The organism is Pontibacter ramchanderi, from assembly GCF_002846395.1.
Classification (GTDB): domain Bacteria; phylum Bacteroidota; class Bacteroidia; order Cytophagales; family Hymenobacteraceae; genus Pontibacter; species Pontibacter ramchanderi.
Genome location: NZ_PJMU01000002.1, coordinates 77110 through 93389, shown reverse-complemented (window position 1 = coordinate 93389; position 16280 = coordinate 77110). Strand labels below are relative to the sequence as shown.

The 16280-nt window shown below is 51.2% G+C and carries 15 protein-coding genes; 9 read left to right on the top strand and 6 right to left on the bottom strand.

The window, feature by feature from the left end:
• The first annotated feature begins 51 nt into the window (after nt 1-51).
• Genes porX through BD749_RS07105 form a run of 3 tightly spaced genes read left to right on the top strand, consistent with a single transcriptional unit; the run spans nt 52 to nt 3282 of the window.
• Nucleotides 52-1614 carry a T9SS response regulator signal transducer PorX gene (gene porX, locus BD749_RS07115; RefSeq protein ID WP_101443724.1) on the top strand — a complete coding sequence of 521 codons (1563 nt, stop codon included), beginning with the start codon at nt 52-54 and terminating at the stop codon, nt 1612-1614.
• Nucleotides 1607-2053 (top strand): tRNA (adenosine(37)-N6)-threonylcarbamoyltransferase complex ATPase subunit type 1 TsaE, encoded by a 447-nt coding sequence (gene tsaE / locus BD749_RS07110; protein ID WP_245868887.1) that lies wholly within the window; start codon nt 1607-1609, stop codon nt 2051-2053. Before porX ends, tsaE begins: the two co-directional genes overlap by 8 nt.
• A 2-nt stretch (nt 2054-2055) precedes the next feature.
• Entirely contained in the window at nt 2056-3282 is a 1227-nt protein-coding gene (locus tag BD749_RS07105; protein ID WP_101443723.1) for an alanine dehydrogenase, read from the top strand.
• Between the two features lie 615 nt (nt 3283-3897).
• Here BD749_RS07105 and BD749_RS07100 read toward each other — a convergent pair.
• Nucleotides 3898-5214 carry a M20/M25/M40 family metallo-hydrolase gene (locus BD749_RS07100; protein WP_101443722.1) on the bottom strand — a complete coding sequence of 439 codons (1317 nt, stop codon included), beginning with the start codon at nt 5212-5214 and terminating at the stop codon, nt 3898-3900.
• Between the two features lie 109 nt (nt 5215-5323).
• On the opposite strand from BD749_RS07100, the gene BD749_RS07095 reads away from it, so the two are divergent.
• Entirely contained in the window at nt 5324-6421 is a 1098-nt protein-coding gene (locus BD749_RS07095) for an AI-2E family transporter (RefSeq protein WP_101443721.1), read from the top strand.
• Here the strand turns inward: BD749_RS07095 and BD749_RS07090 are convergent.
• Nucleotides 6387-6983 carry a GNAT family N-acetyltransferase gene (locus BD749_RS07090; RefSeq protein WP_101443720.1) on the bottom strand — a complete coding sequence of 199 codons (597 nt, stop codon included), beginning with the start codon at nt 6981-6983 and terminating at the stop codon, nt 6387-6389. The genes BD749_RS07095 and BD749_RS07090 overlap by 35 nt on opposite strands.
• Before the next feature lie 122 nt (nt 6984-7105).
• Here BD749_RS07090 and BD749_RS07085 point away from each other — a divergent pair, with 122 nt between their 5' ends.
• Nucleotides 7106-7705, top strand: coding sequence for a porin family protein (locus tag BD749_RS07085; RefSeq protein WP_101443719.1), 600 nt, complete (start codon nt 7106-7108; stop codon nt 7703-7705).
• Nucleotides 7706-7856: 151 nt separating this feature from the next.
• Entirely contained in the window at nt 7857-8291 is a 435-nt protein-coding gene (locus tag BD749_RS07080) for a DUF3997 domain-containing protein (RefSeq protein ID WP_101443718.1), read from the top strand.
• 130 nt (nt 8292-8421) lie between these two features.
• Here the strand turns inward: BD749_RS07080 and BD749_RS07075 are convergent, their stop codons facing one another.
• Complete coding sequence (locus BD749_RS07075) at nt 8422-9246, bottom strand: NYN domain-containing protein (protein ID WP_101443717.1); 825 nt, start codon at nt 9244-9246, stop codon at nt 8422-8424.
• A gap of 221 nt (nt 9247-9467) precedes the next feature.
• Here BD749_RS07075 and BD749_RS07070 point away from each other — a divergent pair, with 221 nt between their 5' ends.
• From BD749_RS07070 to BD749_RS07060, 3 genes are all read left to right on the top strand, one after another.
• Nucleotides 9468-10532: an ATP synthase subunit B family protein gene (locus BD749_RS07070; protein ID WP_143741239.1), complete on the top strand. Its 1065-nt coding sequence runs from the start codon at nt 9468-9470 to the stop codon at nt 10530-10532.
• A gap of 52 nt (nt 10533-10584) precedes the next feature.
• Nucleotides 10585-11580 (top strand): DUF1028 domain-containing protein, encoded by a 996-nt coding sequence (locus BD749_RS07065; RefSeq protein ID WP_101443715.1) that lies wholly within the window; start codon nt 10585-10587, stop codon nt 11578-11580.
• Between the two features lie 105 nt (nt 11581-11685).
• The gene (locus BD749_RS07060; RefSeq protein WP_101444686.1) at nt 11686-13113 is read left to right on the top strand and encodes a M20/M25/M40 family metallo-hydrolase; all 1428 of its coding nucleotides are present in this window, start codon (nt 11686-11688) and stop codon (nt 13111-13113) included.
• A gap of 346 nt (nt 13114-13459) precedes the next feature.
• On the opposite strand, the gene BD749_RS07055 is transcribed toward BD749_RS07060, so the two are convergent.
• The 3 genes from BD749_RS07055 to BD749_RS19360 form a co-directional block, all read right to left on the bottom strand.
• Entirely contained in the window at nt 13460-14674 is a 1215-nt protein-coding gene (locus BD749_RS07055) for an S-adenosylmethionine:tRNA ribosyltransferase-isomerase (protein ID WP_101443714.1), read from the bottom strand.
• 206 nt (nt 14675-14880) lie between these two features.
• Nucleotides 14881-15279, bottom strand: coding sequence for a DUF2721 domain-containing protein (locus BD749_RS07050; RefSeq protein ID WP_101443713.1), 399 nt, complete (start codon nt 15277-15279; stop codon nt 14881-14883).
• 21 nt (nt 15280-15300) lie between these two features.
• The gene (locus tag BD749_RS19360; RefSeq protein ID WP_180336347.1) at nt 15301-15843 is read right to left on the bottom strand and encodes a hypothetical protein; all 543 of its coding nucleotides are present in this window, start codon (nt 15841-15843) and stop codon (nt 15301-15303) included.
• Nucleotides 15844-16280: the final 437 nt, after the last annotated feature.

Here is a 16280-nt window from a genome sequence, read left to right as displayed (position 1 = left end):
GTAACCAATTAAAATAAAGCTACTTATTAACAGCGCGCAACAAATAAAACTATGCAAAGATATACGATTTTATGGGCCGATGACGAAATCGACCTGCTCAAGCCACACATTCTTTTCCTTGAAGAAAGGGGCTACGACATTACCCCGGTAAACAGCGGAACCGACGCTATCGAGAAAGTGCAGGAACAAGCTTACGACGTGGTGTTCCTCGATGAGAACATGCCCGGTATCAGCGGTTTGGAGACGCTGAACGAGATCAAGACCATTCGTCCGGCCATGCCCGTGATCATGATCACCAAGAGCGAGGAGGAGCACATCATGGAGGAGGCCATTGGCTCCAAGATTTCTGATTACCTGATCAAGCCGCTCAACCCAAGCCAGATTCTGCTTTCTGTTAAAAAGACGCTGGAAAACAAGCGCCTGGTGTCTGAAAAGACGAATATGAGCTACCAGCGCGACTTCCGCCAGTTGGGTATGGCCTTTGGTGAGCGCCTGAGCCCGAACGAGTGGGCCGACATCTACAAAAAGCTAGTATACTGGGAGCTCGAGATCGACGAGACCGAGAACAAGAGCATGGCCGACGTGATCAACATGCAGAAAGACGAAGCCAACTCCAACTTCGCCAAGTTTATCATGGACAACTACGAAGACTGGATCAACAAAGAATCGGACGACGCGCCGATGATGTCGCACCAGTTGTTCCGCGAGCGGGTTTTCCCGATGATGAAGGAGTCGGACAAGCCGGTGTATTTTGTGCTGATCGATAACCTGCGCTACGATCAGTGGAAGGTGCTGGAGCCGCTCATTTCCGAGTACTTCACGGTGGACTCAGAGGAGATGTTCTACTCCATTCTGCCTACCACCACCGCTTACGCCCGTAATGCGATCTTTTCGGGGATGATGCCGACGGAGATCATGAAAAAGTACCCGAACCTGTGGGTGAGCGATGACGAGGAGGAAGGTAAGAACCTGAACGAGCCCGATTTTTTGGAGATACAGCTGCAGCAGAATCGCATTTCTGAAAAGCACAGCTACCATAAAATTACGAACCCGGCGGCTGGCAAAGACCTGAACAGCAAGTTCAACAACCTAGACAACAACAAGCTGAACGTGATCGTGTACAACTTCGTGGATATGCTCTCGCATGCCCGCACGGACAGCAACATGGTGCGCGAACTGGCGCCGGACGAGTCAGCTTACCGTTCCATCACGCGCTCATGGTTCATCCACTCGCCTTTGTTCGAGATGCTGAAGCTCATTGCCGATCGAAAGGCCCGATTGATCATCACGACCGACCACGGCACGATTCGGGTGAAGCGCCCGTTCAAGATCATCGGCGACCGCCAGACGAACACCAACTTAAGGTATAAGCACGGTAAGAACCTCGGTTACACCGACAAAGATGTGTTTACGGTGCGCAAGCCGGAGCGATTTTTCTTGCCAAAGGCCAACGTTTCCACTACGTTTGTATTCGCGATCGAGGACTACTTCTTCGCATACCCAAATAACTATAACTACTACGTGAACTACTACAAGGACACCTTCCAGCATGGCGGGGTGTCGCTGGAGGAGTGCATTATACCGTTTGTGACACTGACGCCTAAGAATGTATAACACAGGAGTTGAGAAGAGAAGTATGAAGATGTCGTCGTTGGCTGACCTGCCGGCGGCGGCTTCTGTGCTTTTGGAGGAGGCCCGCGAGGAGCCTATCGTTTTGTTTGAAGGCCCCATGGGAGCAGGTAAGACCACGCTCATCAAAGAGCTTTGCCGGCAAATGGGCGTGCAGGAGAACGTGAGCAGCCCGACTTTTGCCCTGGTGAACGAGTACGAAACAACCAAAGGGAACCTAATCTATCATTTTGACTTTTATAGGATTAATGAGGAGCGTGAGGCACTCAATATCGGGGCGCTGGAGTATTTCGATTCCGGCCATACCTGCCTGATCGAGTGGCCGTCCATGATCCCGAACCTGTTGCCGGAGCATTACCTGCTGGTAAAGCTGCAAACCGCCACCGAAGGCGAGGAGCGCACCATGACCATAAACCGTGTATAAGCATGACGGAGAGATTCGCCGTTGAACTAGGAAAGCTGGCCGCCAGCCAGGCCCTTTACCCCAAAGAGTCGATGCTGGCCGTGGAGGAGCGCTACAAGAGCCTGTTTATCGGGCTGCCGAAAGAGTCGTCGTTTCAGGAAAACCGCATTGGTCTTACTCCAAATGCTGTAAAGCAGCTGACTGACCAAGGGCATGAGATCTGGGTCGAGACCGGCGCGGGCGGCCCGTCCAAGTACTCTGACAACGATTATTCCGAGGCCGGAGCCCGCATTGTGTACTCCTGCAAAGAGGTATACGAAGCCGGCATCATCCTCAAAATTGCACCGCCCACTTACGATGAGATCGAGTACTTGCGCCCCGGCCAGACGCTGATCTCTGCCCTGCACTTCGGCAACCTGACCTCCGACTACATCAATGCCCTGCTCCGAAAAAAGATAAATGCCATCTCTTTTGAGTTGATCCGCGACAAGTCGGAATCGAAGCCCGTGGTGCGTGCCATGAGCGAGATAGCCGGCAGTTCGGCCATGCTGATCGCAGCGGAGTACCTGAGCAGCAGCAACGATGGTAAGGGAATTATTCTGGGAGGTATAACCGGTGTGGCCCCGTCCAAAGTCGTGATCATGGGTGCCGGTACAGTGGCCGAATACGCCGCCCGCGCCGCCCTCGGACTGGGAGCAGAAGTGAAGGTGTTTGACAACCACATCTACAAGCTGCGCCGCCTGAAGCATAACATTGGCCAGCCTATCTTTACCTCTACGCTGGACAAAACCATTTTGCACCACGAACTCAAAAACGCCGATGTGGTGATTGGCGCGCTGGTGGCCGAAGAAGGACGCATGGCCTGCATGGTCGAGGAGGAGGTGGTCGCCCAGATGAACCCAGGTTCCATCATCATCGATGTGTGCATCGACCAGGGAGGCTGCTTCGAAACTTCCGAGCTGACCTCGCATAGCCGTCCGATCTTCCGAAAATACGACATCATCCACTACTGTGTGCCGAATATTGCTTCGCGTGTGCCCCGCACTGCCTCTACAGCGCTCAGCAATATTTTCACCCCGATCTTCACGGAGATTTCCAAGTTCGGGGGCATCAACGAGGTGCTGTTCATGAACGAGCACTATCGCAGCGGCGTGTATATCTACAAGGGCAGCCTGACGAATTCGCAGATCGCCAAGAAGTTTGGGATGCGGTATAAGGAGCTGGGGTTGATGATTGCGGTGAGGAATTAAGGTATAGCGTATAGCTATTAGGTATAACAGAACAGGTCCCGTCTAGGTATAGGCGGGACCTGTTTTGCTTTGTAGCAGCGGCTGTTGCAGGTATAGCCACCTAATGTGTTTCATAGCTGGCTTTTGCCCTGGCCGGGCGGGCCTTACTTTTTTCCTTGATGAAAAGAAAGAGGGCCCCTACCCCCAGTAAGCAAAAAAATCAAGACGATTTTGAATCGAGGGCCCCTACCCCCACTCGCTGACCGCTCAAACACAAAATCGTCGTTTGAGCACACGGCACAGATGTCTGTTTCATTGCTCAGGTGCAAGTTAGTTTTGCTATACCTGCCAGTGGATTATGAGGTGGAGTAACCTACAATGCTTATACCTTGGAGTAGTAGTCACAGGCTCCCCTCCTTGGATAAGGAGGGGCGGGGGTGGTTGGACCCGGTATAGCTAAACTGCAACTACGAAGCTCATACCTGTACATTAAGTAGTAGCTGAAAAGTCCCCCTTCGAAGGGGGCAGGGGGATGTCAATAGTGCACATGAATCCTGTTAATCCCAAAATCCTGATTCAGACTTAAAATATCCCCCTCCTGATGTCAGGAGGGGGATTGGAGGTGGTTAAACCCAATTACCTCACCAACGCCTTATCCACTCGCAACGGTGTGTCCTCTCCCGACACAACCCCTTGTGCGGCTAGCGCGATGGCGCGGATCATGCTGGTGAAATGTGGCATATCTAACAGCTCGAACTCATCCTTCACAGTGTGGTAAGTCTTATCCTGGTCGATCTGCACCGATGAGATTGTGTGGGCTGGTACACCCAGACGGGCCAACGTAGCGTTATCAGAACGGTAGAAAAGGTTTTGCTCTGGGTATGGGTCGGGGTGGATGTTATAGGTGGTGCCTTCCAGGCGTTTCTGCATCATTTTGCCCAGGTCAGACTTCTCGTAGCCCGTCAGGTAGGCGCTGTTTGGGCCGAACTTGGAGGGTTTGCCTACCATTTCGATGTTAAACATGGCCACAATCTGGTCAGGGTTGAGCTGCTCGGAGAAGTAGCGTGAGCCGTGACCGCCAATCTCTTCGGCTGTGAAAGCGGCGAAGATTAGGGTGCGCTCCGGTTGTGGCTGCTGTTTGTAGTAACGGGCCAGCATCATCATGGCTGTGGTGCCCGAGGCATCGTCGTCGGCGCCGTTGGCAATGCTGTCGCCGTCGATGGTGTGGTGGAAGCCGATGTGGTCGTAATGACCGGAGAACACCACAAACTCATCTTTGCGCTTGCCTTCGATCATGCCTATCACGTTAGAAAGCGGCAACTTCTCTACCTTATTCGCAAACTTTACTTCATATTTCTTGGGAGACGGCTGGTCGGTGAGCACAAACACTTTGCTGCTGCCCTTACCGATCTCTTTCTTCACGCCGCCTCTGGCAAAATATCCTCTGTAGTTGGCAAAAGCTTCGGCATGGCTCGGGTGCACCAGCACGATCGCGTCGCGCTCTTCAGCGTTTGCCTTACCAAAGGCGGCCCTGAAGTTCTCGCCCGCAGGTATAGAGATGATGTTGATCTTGTTTTTATGCTTCCAGTTAATGCCCTCGTGTGCCGTGTTCACAAACAAGTGCTCCGGCGCAATTTTCTTTTTGCCCAGCGTTACCTCGGTCTGGCTGGGTGTGAGGCGATGCACATGGAAGGTTTGGCGGTAAGAAGCCCCCTGGCTGGATCCATTAGAGTTGAGTGGCAAAAGGCCCGCCGCCTGGAACTCAGATGAGATAAAATCAGCGGCTTTCTCTATACCTGCCGAGAAGGCGGCGCGGCCCTGCATGTTGTCGTGGCTGAGGGTTTGCAGCATGCGGGTAGCCTCCTGCTGGTTAATCACGGAGAGGTCCTGTGCCGAGAGTGATGTGCCGAGCAGCAGGGTAAAAGCAGTAACGAATAGCTTTTGGCGTGTCATAGGTATAGCGGTGTATACGATTAGGATTTTGATATATTTTTGGGAATATTGTCAGGGCAATCACTGCCCCACTGCGGATCAGCGCAAAGAGCACCCAATATAGCAAATTATGGAAAAGAGCTCCAACGTAAACTGGCTAAAGTTACTGCAATACATCTTGCTGGTATCGGCTTTGCTTTACTTCGGGCGCACGCTTTTCGTCCCGCTTAGCTTTTCCCTGCTTATCAGCTTTATCTTATACCCGGTAGTCAAATGGATGGAAGACCACGGCTGGGGCCGCTGGACCGCCATTTTATGCTGCCTGCTAACCTTGGTTCTGGTGGTAGGGGCACTGAGCTGGCTGCTGGTACGGCAAATGGTGAGCTTCGGGCAGGAGTGGCCTACGCTGCAGGAAAAGCTGTTGCAGGCCTGGCAGCAGTTCGGGCTATACCTGGAGCGGCAGTTTGGCGTGGACGATGTGCAGCGCAGCAACTGGGTCGAGGGGATGATCAAAGACGCTTCCTCAGCGGTGCTGAATGTTGTGCGGAGCGTACTCTATGCCTCGGTCACCACAGTCGTGCTTTTCCTGCTGATTCCGCTCTACGCTGCCCTTATCCTGTACAACCGCGAGCAGTTGGCGGCAGCGCTTTTTTCGATGTTCCCGCGCTCCGAGCACAGCAAGATCCGCAGCATTCTCCACGAAACCATTACCACCTATTATAACTTCATCAAAGGGATGATCATTGTGTATGCAGTGGTGGGCTTTCTCAACAGCGTCGGACTCTTGCTGCTAGGTATACCACATGCTGTTTTCTTTGGTATTGTGGCGTCTATCCTCACGTTTATACCTTATGTGGGCATTTCGATTGGCGCTATCCTGCCAATGGCCGTGGCCTGGATCACCTACGACTCTATCTGGTACCCGATTGGGGTGGTGATGGTGTTCACGGTGGTGCAGTACCTGGAGGCAAACCTGATTTTCCCGCTGGCGGTGAGCTACAGGCTGCAGGTGAACATGCTCTTTACGTTGCTGGCCATAGTGGCGGGTGGCATCCTGTGGGGAGCCTCCGGCATGATCCTGTTCGTGCCTTTTGTGGCCATTCTGAAACTGATTGCCGACAAACATGAGGAACTGCGGCCGGTGTCGCTGCTGCTTGGGTCGGGGAAGGCGCCTGCCGAACCGAAACCCGGAATCAAGCTCGGTCGTTTCCGCCGGGGCCAGAAGTAGGTTTTTGCTCGAGCCACTCCTGTTTCAGCAAACTGTATACCTCCAGGTCGATGAACTGGCCTCGTAACCACTCGCCAGCCCGCTCTATACCTTCCAGCTGAAAACCCAGTCGCTGCGGTATGCGGCTGCTTTTGGTATTGCCCACGCCAACTTTTATCTGGATGCGGTTCATGCGCATGTACTCAAACGCATGCTTGATCAGTGCCTGGCAACTGCGCACCATAATGGCTTTTCCCTGAAAAGACTCACCTAGCCAATAACCTATTTCCAGCTTGCAGTTCACCCTGTCAATGGTCTTATACCCGATAATGCCGGCCACCTGCTCCTGATAGCGGATGATGTATACCTTGTCCTGCAGGTTGCCGGGTGCGGTAACGCTGCGCAGGTATAGCTCGGTGTCGGAGGCAGATTGGCTGAAATCGATAAAAGGCAACCACTCCCGCAGGTATAGCCGACCGCTGTCGATGAGCTGGTAGAGAGCCGCAGCATCGCTTACCTGTGCCTCGTGCAGGTTGATGTCGGGTGCTACGGTTAGTTGCTTTGGAGCTGCTGCAGTTTTCATGTGTTGGCGAGGTTTATATGATGCCCGGAATGCGTATGCTAAACATAGGTGCCTTAAAATCAGTTAAATAAGGTAGAGTTAGCACTGCTATTTTAACAAACGCATAAACTTTACACAATACTATGAAAAACACGCTACTACTTTTGCTTTTTTTAGGTTTTGCCTTCACAACTGCTGCGCAAGACACCAACATTGACCTGGGCGCTAAGTTTGGCCTCAACATCTCCAACATCAGCAAAGATCCTAACTTGGTAGAGGAGTCGGCTGAGGTGGGAACAGAATTCGGGGTGTTTGCCCGCATCGGAAACCGCTTTTATGTGCAGCCGGGGGTCGATTTTGTGAACAACAAAGTGACCATACAGCGCACGGTGCAGCCCCGTTCCGGTGAGAGCGATGAAGTGCGCTTCCGCTACTTCCGGGCACCGGTGCTGCTAGGCTGGGAAAGTGACTATAAAAAACGCAGCGGCGGCTCCATGCCTTTCAGAATTATGGTGGGTCCGTCCTTTGCTTACAACATAGGGGTGAGCGACAATAATCTAGATGTGCGCCGACGCAACGTCCGCAATGCCCAGTTTGCGCTGCACGGCGGTGTGGGCATCAAACTGCTCCGTCTCATCGAACTCGACCTGATGTACACCCATGGGCTCACCACGGTGTTCAATGACAGCGGTGCTGATGGGAAGTTCAGGAATTTCTCGCTGACGGTGGGTTTTAGTATTTAATTGCCAGAGGTCACGCTTAATCCGTGTCAAAGATCAGCTCCAATAGAGGGAAGAGGTTTCTGGCACGGATTATTATAAAGCAAATCTCTGCTACATGTTCACTATCTTGAGCGTGCATTTCGTTTGAGCCATTTGAATTAGGTCCACCCACATGAAGTTAACTTTTTACAGCCTCCTGCTCTTAATTATTCTCGTAACGAATGCGTGTTCGGAGGGCAGCGCTGTGGATTTAGGGAATGGATATAGATTCGACTACGACCCGGTGATAAGCAGCGACGACGCTATTTTTGGTCCAGACGAAAACGTTTATGCTGTTGATGGGCATGTGACAGCCTATAATTTTGACTCTGTGTTCATAGTCGTCGAACAAAAACCGAGGCATGTCATTTTAAAAGATGTATATCTTAATTCTGACATAACGTACCTTAAAGAGGAGAAAATCTTCGATCAAAGCACCTTACGCCATTACTGGATCGTTGACAAGATTAAGGATAGCAGGTATGGCCCTTTTACAGAGGAAGAATATTTACAAAAACGGGAGGAACTGGGTATAAGTCTGGAGCTGAAGCAAGTCTCAGTTGAATAGATAAAATGTTTATATCTATTAGATTATGCCAGGTATAGCCATAAAGACAAAACCTGACTAAAAACCCAAAAGCCTGAAGGAGCTGCTATAATCTCTTTCAGGCTTTAGGTTTAACGGTATAGCCAGTGGCTTAACTACGCTCGTTGCGCTCTTCTTTGGCGGGCGCTATTTCTTTTGCTTTGGTGGATTTGCGGCGCTTGTCAGGGCTGCGGCGCTTCACGTATACCGCCGACGAGCCTTTATCGTCTTCTTTGCGGATTGTGAACAAGTCCTTGTGTGCCTTGATCAACTGAATCAGTTGGCCGTAACCAAAGGTGCGCGGGTCAAAAGCGGGGTCCAGGGTGCGCAGGCTGGTGCCTATACCGCCCAGGTGCGCCCAGCCGTCTTCGCCCACCGCCATCTGAAAAGCCTCTTTCAACATCGGAACTGGGTTGGGCCTTGGGTTTTCCTTCCCGTTTGGCGTGGACTTGTCGGCTTCAGCTATTTGCTTATCGTCAATATCGTCGGTCAGGTTTTCGGTATAGATAAAGATGTTACAGGCATTCACGAACGGCTTGGGCGTTTTGCGCTGCCCGATGCCCATCACAAAAATACCCGCCTCCCGGATGCGTGTCGCCAGTCGGGTATAGTCGCTGTCAGACGACACGATGCAGAAACCGTCTACCAGGTGACTGTGGAGCAGGTCCATCGCGTCGATGATCAGAGCACTGTCGGTGGCGTTTTTGCCCACGGTGTAGCGGAACTGCTGGATGGGCTGGATGGCGTGGTTGTTCAGGCAATCTTTCCAGCCGTTCATCTGCGGGGTGGTCCAGTCGCCGTAAATGCGGCGGATAGTGGTTTGCCCGTATTTGCCAGCCTCAGCCAGTATTTTGACGATAAGGGTAGGTTGCGCGTTGTCGCCATCAATCAGCATGGCCATGCGTTGTTGTTTTTTCTCGTTGAAGGGTTTGCTCATAAATTGGTTGCTCCAGACAATTGGTGCCAGTGCTATGTTAGGTAGGTTATACTTTGGAAATGGAGATGAGTTGTATAAAGGTAGGGAATTTACTATATAAGGAGAGAATGATTATATTGGGGTGGGGTTAAATACTTTTTGACTCAGGCAGTTAGGGCAACCTGATTTAACTCATTTGTGGTGATTCCAATATTTGGGTTTCTTTAGAAAGAGCCGAAACCTTGCTCACATTAAAAAGCCGGAAACCAATGCACCGACTCATTCTACTTTTGCTGGCAGTCCTTTCACTCTCCTGCACCAAGCAGTTAGCAAGCTCAGAGCAATTGGTATTTGACAGGATCGCTTATGTATACGCTCTCAAACCAACCATAGCATCTGACATTTGGCAAGGCTTTGATGCGAAGCAGTACGATGTCCCTTTAGTGTACTATACCGATTCTTCTTCTTTTATAGCCAATCCAACAAGCAGGTTTCTTCGGATGTATAATCCTGCATTGGTATTTCGGACCAGCGATCTAAAGGTATACAAAACTACTGCGCGCCTTGACAGCACGCCCTTTCACATGGCTGTAAACTTCACAATCGGAGATACAAGTGTCTACGATGATCTATCGCCCTTTATGCACTGCAGTAGTCTGGAGGAGACAGGCAAAGTCGTAACCGATGTAGTGACAACAGAGACGTGGGTAACGATGGTAGTACATGAGTATTTCCATGGATTCCAGTTCAGGCACAAAGATTTTCTGCAGCATTTTGCCGATAGCCTGGGCACTTTTCAAAAGGGTACCCTAAAGGGACTTTACAAGGATAATGCGTGGTTTAAAGAGCAGGTAGACAAAGAAAATGGCCTCTTGCTAGAGGCTTTAGAAACCGATAGCCGTGATGAGATCAGGACACTGCTGGCCGCCTTTAGGCAGGAGAGGGAAAACCGTAGAAATGAAACAAAGCGAAGGTTCAACACGGATATTGAAGCGGCGGAAAAGATGCACGAAACGATGGAGGGTACGGCAAGGTATGTAGAACAGAAGCTCTATGAAAAGTTTTCGCAAAAACAACCTGACAGGAAGCTACAACGGGCAGATACAGCCTATCAAGGCTACCACTCGTTTAAGAACCACAAACTGGAAAATGATGAATGGCTATACCTGACAGCCCAATCGGGCGTCTATTTTTACGCTACGGGTTTTAATATGGCAAGAATCCTCGACAAGCTACAAGTGCCCTACAAAGAGCGCCTCTTTAAGGAAAAAGAACTGTCTCTGGAGGATATTCTTAATACAATCTAGCTAAAATAATAGCCTCGTTCATAACCCAACCCACTTAACCCCAGTACCCACCATGAAAAACCTTTTCTCCATACTAACCCTCATTCTCACCGTGACACATTTTTCCGCACAGGCGCAGGTGTTTAAAAGCGAAGAGCCCCTGGCCCATACCTATTCGATTGTAGCCCGCGACGCAAAAACCGGCGAGATGGCCGTTGGCGTGCAAAGCCACTGGTTTTCGGTGGGCACGGCCGTGCCCTGGGTAGAGGCGGGGGTGGGCGTGGTTGCCACGCAGTCTTTCACCAACAAGTCGTTTGGTATGCGTGGGCTTGCTTTGCTGAAAGAAGGTAAAACGCCGCAGAAGGCGCTGGATATTCTGCTGGCCGATGACGAAGGGCGCGAAGTACGGCAGGTATCGATTCTCGACGCGCAGGGCCGCGTGGCGACGCACACCGGCAAGCAGTGCATCCGCTATGCGGGACACACCATCGGCACGAACTTTTCGGTGCAGGCCAACATGATGCTCACCGATAAGGTGTGGCCAGCCATGGCGAAGGCTTTTGAGACGAGTGCGGGCAAGCCGCTGGCCGAACGGGTGCTGCTGGCCATGCAGGCAGCCGAGCGGGAGGGGGGCGACATCCGGGGCAAGCAGTCTGCTGTGCTGGTAGTAGTACGCGGCAAGGCCACGGACCAGCCCTGGGACGATAAGACCATTGATCTGCGGGTAGACGATCACGAGAAGCCGCTTGATGAACTGGAGCGCCTGCTCAAGGTATACCGCGCCTACGAGCACATGAACAACGGCGACCTGGCCGTAGAGAAAGGGCAGATGGACAAGGCTATGGAAGAATATGGCAAGGCAGAAACCATGTTCCCAAATAACCTTGAAATGAAGTATTGGCACGCCATCACGCTGGCAAACAACGGCGACATCAACGGGGCAACTAAACTCCTGAAAGAGGTATACAAGAAAGACAAGAACTGGAAAGAACTGACCGAGCGCCTGCCCGAAGTGGGGTTGCTTACATTAAGTCCGCAAAATTTGCAGAAGGTGCTGCAGGTGAAATAGGTATAGCCGGAATTATATCGAATGTTGTTTATACTTCGAAATGATTTCCTAACTTAACCCCACAAACTAATCTACACTAACCTTTCAAGTATTATTCACCTGATGATGTTACTTAAACACAAACTTCGCGCCTTTGTGGCAGGGGCTGCCATGCTGGCCGCTATACCTGCTGTAGCGCAGCAAAACACCTACAAGTCCGATTCTACCGTTATCCGCAAATTTTACGACGACGCCCTCACAAGCTATGAGAGCTACGAGAACCTGCGCTACCTCACCAAGAACATTGGTGCCCGCCTGAGCGGATCGCCGCAAGCCGCCGCCGCCGTGGAGTGGAGCCGCCAGGTAATGGAAAAGATGGGTCTCGACCGCGTATACCTGCAGGAGGTAATGGTACCGCATTGGGTACGTGGCGACAAGGAAGTTGGCCGCATTCTGAGCGGGCGTAACGGCAGTCAGGAGGTAAATATTCTGGCGTTGGGCAGCTCGGTAGGAACCGGTGCACAAGGCCTGAGCGCGCAGGTGATCGAAGTGCAGAACTTTGAGGAGCTCGAGAAGCTGGGCAAGAAGAAAGTGAAGGGCAAGATCGTGTTCTTCAACCGTCCGTTTGATAACAAACATGTGCATACCATGGCCGCTTACGGTGGTGCCGTAGACCAGCGTGGCGGCGGCCCGGTGGCAGCTGCCAAATTGGGTGCCGTGGGTGTGCTCGTACGCTCCATGGCCAACGACATTCAGGATGTGGCCCACACCGGCAACACTCGCTATGCCGACGATGTGGAAAAGATACCAGCTGCCGCCATCAGCACGCGTGGTGCCGACGAGTTGAGTGCGATGCTCAAAAGCGATCCGGAGCTGAAATTCTACATGCGCATGACCTGCGAAACCCGACCGGATGTGCTTTCCTATAATGTCATCGGCGAGATCAAAGGCTTTGAGAAACCAGACGAGATCATCGTGGTAGGCGGTCACCTGGACTCCTGGGACGTAGGTGAAGGTGCCCATGACGACGGCACCGGTTGTGTGCAGTCGATCGAGGTACTGCGCTTGCTTAAGGAGCAGGGTATACGTCCGAAGCGCACCGTGCGCGCCGTGATGTTCATGAACGAAGAGAACGGGCTGCGTGGCGGTCGCAAGTATGCCGAGGAGGCCAAAGCGAAAAACGAGAAGCACGTAGCCGCCATCGAGTCGGATGCAGGTGGATTCACACCTCGCGGTTTCGGCTTCGATGCCAACGACGAGCAGTTTGCCAAAATAATGGGTTGGAAAGACTTGCTGGCACCTTACGGATTGCACGAGATGAACCGTGGAGGCGGTGGTGCCGACATCGGCCCGCTGAAAGGGCAGAACAACGTGGTACTCATCGGCCTGCGCCCTGACTCCCAGCGCTACTTCGACTATCACCACACCGAGATCGACACCTTCGAAACCGTTAGCCGCCGCGAGATGCAACTTGGCTCCGCAGGTATGGCTGCCCTGGTCTACCTGATCTCAGAGCATGGCCTGAACGGTGGTAGCGCTAAGGCTGGGAAATAAGGCACAAGCAGCAAGATATTTGACTGAAGACTTTCAGTAATTTAATAGCATAAACAGCATTAGGCCTCTTCCACGGTCTGGAAGAAGTCAGCTTAAATCATTAACAAAAAGCCAGTTCTGTACTCTAACAGAACTGGCTTTTTTGTAGAAGCTCTTTAAATGACCTCACAGCATATAAAAGGCCTATGAGCGTCTATACCGATAGCTGGGCTATACCTTGTTGTATGCCTGAGCGATGGCATTTCCCGTGTTCATTATTACCTGACTCCGACTTTCTATACCTTGCTTTGCAACTGATAAGCCTCAAATAAAGTGGTTCGTTCGACACACACGGGACCTTAGGGTATTATGGCAGCAACAGCGAGCTGTCGCCGTAGCTCAGGAAACGATAACCGTTGTCCAGCGCGTGCCGGTATACCTGTTTCCAGTCTTCGCCGATGAGAGCGGCAACCAGCAATAATAGCGTACTCTCTGGCTGGTGAAAGTTGGTAACCAATCCGTTGCATACTTTAAAGCTATAGCCTGGCGCGATGATGATCTGGGTGCTGGCATGCAAGTGTTCGGTCTGGTGGCGGGCCATGTAGTCGAGCAACGCGTGCAGTGCGTCCTTCGTGGCAGGTGGCGTACTGGTTTCGTAGGGCAGCCATTGTGTTACGTGCAGTTCTTCGGGTTTCAGCTCAGGCTGTTGCAGGAGCAAAGTGCCTAGCCAATACAGGCTCTCGAGACTACGCATGGAAGTGGTGCCCACAGGTATAAGCGGCCTGCCAAGGTGACTTAGCAACTGGTCCACCACATGCCTCGACACCATCAGCTGCTCGGCGTGCATTTCATGGGCTTCCATGGTATCGGCTTTCACGGGTTTGAAGGTGCCGGCTCCCACGTGCAAGGTCAGGTAGGTGCTGTCTATACCTTTGGCTTGCAGGTCAGCCATCACGTTGTCTGTGAAATGAAGGCCGGCGGTAGGGGCAGCCACCGCGCCTTCGTTACGGGCATAAATGGTCTGGTAACGGGTGCGGTCCTCAGGGGTAAGCTCGCGGTTGAGGTAAGGGGGCAGCGGTAAGCGGCCACAGCGCTCCAGCACTTCGGCAAAAGTCAGTTGAGCGGGTGTCCAGGCAAAGCGAATCAGGAAATGCCCGTCCTGTTGGGTTTCCCGCTCGGCTGTCACCGTTCCGCCTTCAAAGTGTAGGCTCAAGGGACCTTCTTTCCAGCGCTTGTTATTACCCACCAGGCATTTCCACGTGCAACTCCCGGTCTGCTGCATGGCCAGTTGCACTTCGCGGTGCGGGGCCACGGGCTCCAGACAGAAAATCTCGACCGCACCTCCGGTTGGCTTATGAAAAATGAGCCTTGCCTGCACCACCTTTGTGTTGTTGAATACCAGCAGACTACCGGTAGGCAACAACTCAGGCAGCTCCGTAAAGGTGTGGTCGCTTATGGTGTGGTGCTGGTAATAGAGTAGCTTGGACTGGTCACGCTCCGGCAGGGGAAACTTGGCTATGCGCTCATCCGGCAGCTCGTACACAAAATCCTTTATGGCCAGATTCTTCGGGTTGGTATGCATGAAATTGAGGTAAGTAAGAATATAGAGATATGAGTCTGTGAATAGATTTCTCATTCTTAACTCATAACTTTTAACTTAATACAGCGCAAAGTTACGCAATGATGGTAAAGTTATTTTAGCTTCTTATGTTGGGGACCATCGAGAGGTATTGGCAAGGTTAGTGGAGAAGAGTATAGCAGTAGAACAAGCATGGTATGCTGTTTATGCTACGTAGCACTCTCTTCCAGGTCGTTCAACTCCAGCTCCAGGGCCTTTACAGATATCTGGATTTCGCGCAGGGCAAGTGCCAGTGAGATCATGAGCAGCAAAAGGCTGAGGCCGAAGGTATACTTGCCAACCGTGTTGTAGCCCGCAAAGAGAATGAACATGCAAAACACGCAGCCGAACATGCTGGCAATACCGAAGCCCTGCATGTTGCGGATGAGCACCAATCGGGTTCGCAGATTTTCAATCTGTCCGTACACCAGCCGGCTTTGTGTGGTGGCGTACCTGGTTTTCAGGCTGCGGATCAAATTGGCAAGAGCCATAAAGCGGTTGGTATAAGCCAGCAGCAACAGCGAAATGGCCGGAAAAAGCAGGGCAGGAGTAGTCAGTGTGATTTCCATAGACCCAATGGCGTTACGTAATTACTGGATGCTTTTCAGGAAGTCCTCGTCAAGCAGCTCGTCATCGTCGTCATCTGCCTGTGGAGCGTCAAAATCGATATCCTGCAGCGCTTCCAACCCTTCCAGTATCAGCTCGTCCAGCTCCTCCTTCGAGGTGGCATCCAGGGTTTGCTCAAACAGGGCAAGCAGGTGTTCCCGCTGCTCGTTCACAAAAATCTCGTGGTAGAGGTTGTCGAAAAGCGCAATCTTCTTCTGAATGATCTTGTCAATTTCGCGGGTGTTTTTTGCCTTAACGGCTTCTAGCAGCAAAGCCAGCACATCTTTGGCGCCTTCATTGTCAGCCAAGCGGGCATAGGCCTTAATGAGAGCGATCGCTACACCCAATCGCAGGCGCTCAAACCGGTACCCCACCTCTTCGGCTACTTTCTCTCCTCTGCCCATGCGGGACTGTTTCAGGGCCTGCTCTAATTTCTGGTATACAGCAAGTGCTGACTCCTCGAATACTTGTGGAGTTTCTGGTGCGTAGGCAGTCTGGAGTAATAGCTCGAAGCTTTTGGCGCTCATATCAGCATTTATCTTAGGTAAGTGATTTGCAAAGGTAATGGATTGCGAGAGGTTTTACTAAAAACATCCCCTGATAGAATAGTTCATAACATTTAGTGAACTGTGAAAATTCACAGAATTCATGCATATATCAAAAGATATGTATATTTAAGAGTAAACTTCGAAAAAGTATAGTTACCTTTTGATTATTTATTCCTTTCTATTAAATAAATTTTGCATAGATTTGACTTGCTAATAATGTGAAATCGAGTCTGGCTTTAATGTAAACCTGTGTAGTATAAGTATCATAGGCTTTTACAGGCGCTTTATTCAAGCAATTACAACACTAAAGCATAAAATAATTTTTGAATAAATTATATTTTATAAATTCTTAACATAGTTTAATTAGTTTAATTTCATTAAAAATGCTTGTAAGTAAAGTTATATTTTGGTTTTAG

What these genes read in the sequence shown, in the direction of transcription:
- porX (WP_101443724.1), top strand. Translation starts at nt 52, where the DNA reads ATGCAAAGATATACGATTTTATGGGCCGATGACGAAATCGACCTGCTC.
- tsaE (WP_245868887.1), top strand. Translation starts at nt 1,607, where the DNA reads ATGTATAACACAGGAGTTGAGAAGAGAAGTATGAAGATGTCGTCGTTG.
- BD749_RS07105 (WP_101443723.1), top strand. Translation starts at nt 2,056, where the DNA reads ATGACGGAGAGATTCGCCGTTGAACTAGGAAAGCTGGCCGCCAGCCAG.
- BD749_RS07100 (WP_101443722.1), bottom strand. Translation starts at nt 5,214, where the DNA reads ATGACACGCCAAAAGCTATTCGTTACTGCTTTTACCCTGCTGCTCGGC.
- BD749_RS07095 (WP_101443721.1), top strand. Translation starts at nt 5,324, where the DNA reads ATGGAAAAGAGCTCCAACGTAAACTGGCTAAAGTTACTGCAATACATC.
- BD749_RS07090 (WP_101443720.1), bottom strand. Translation starts at nt 6,983, where the DNA reads ATGAAAACTGCAGCAGCTCCAAAGCAACTAACCGTAGCACCCGACATC.
- BD749_RS07085 (WP_101443719.1), top strand. Translation starts at nt 7,106, where the DNA reads ATGAAAAACACGCTACTACTTTTGCTTTTTTTAGGTTTTGCCTTCACA.
- BD749_RS07080 (WP_101443718.1), top strand. Translation starts at nt 7,857, where the DNA reads ATGAAGTTAACTTTTTACAGCCTCCTGCTCTTAATTATTCTCGTAACG.
- BD749_RS07075 (WP_101443717.1), bottom strand. Translation starts at nt 9,246, where the DNA reads ATGAGCAAACCCTTCAACGAGAAAAAACAACAACGCATGGCCATGCTG.
- BD749_RS07065 (WP_101443715.1), top strand. Translation starts at nt 10,585, where the DNA reads ATGAAAAACCTTTTCTCCATACTAACCCTCATTCTCACCGTGACACAT.
- BD749_RS07060 (WP_101444686.1), top strand. Translation starts at nt 11,686, where the DNA reads ATGTTACTTAAACACAAACTTCGCGCCTTTGTGGCAGGGGCTGCCATG.
- BD749_RS07055 (WP_101443714.1), bottom strand. Translation starts at nt 14,674, where the DNA reads ATGCATACCAACCCGAAGAATCTGGCCATAAAGGATTTTGTGTACGAG.
- BD749_RS07050 (WP_101443713.1), bottom strand. Translation starts at nt 15,279, where the DNA reads ATGGAAATCACACTGACTACTCCTGCCCTGCTTTTTCCGGCCATTTCG.
- BD749_RS19360 (WP_180336347.1), bottom strand. Translation starts at nt 15,843, where the DNA reads ATGAGCGCCAAAAGCTTCGAGCTATTACTCCAGACTGCCTACGCACCA.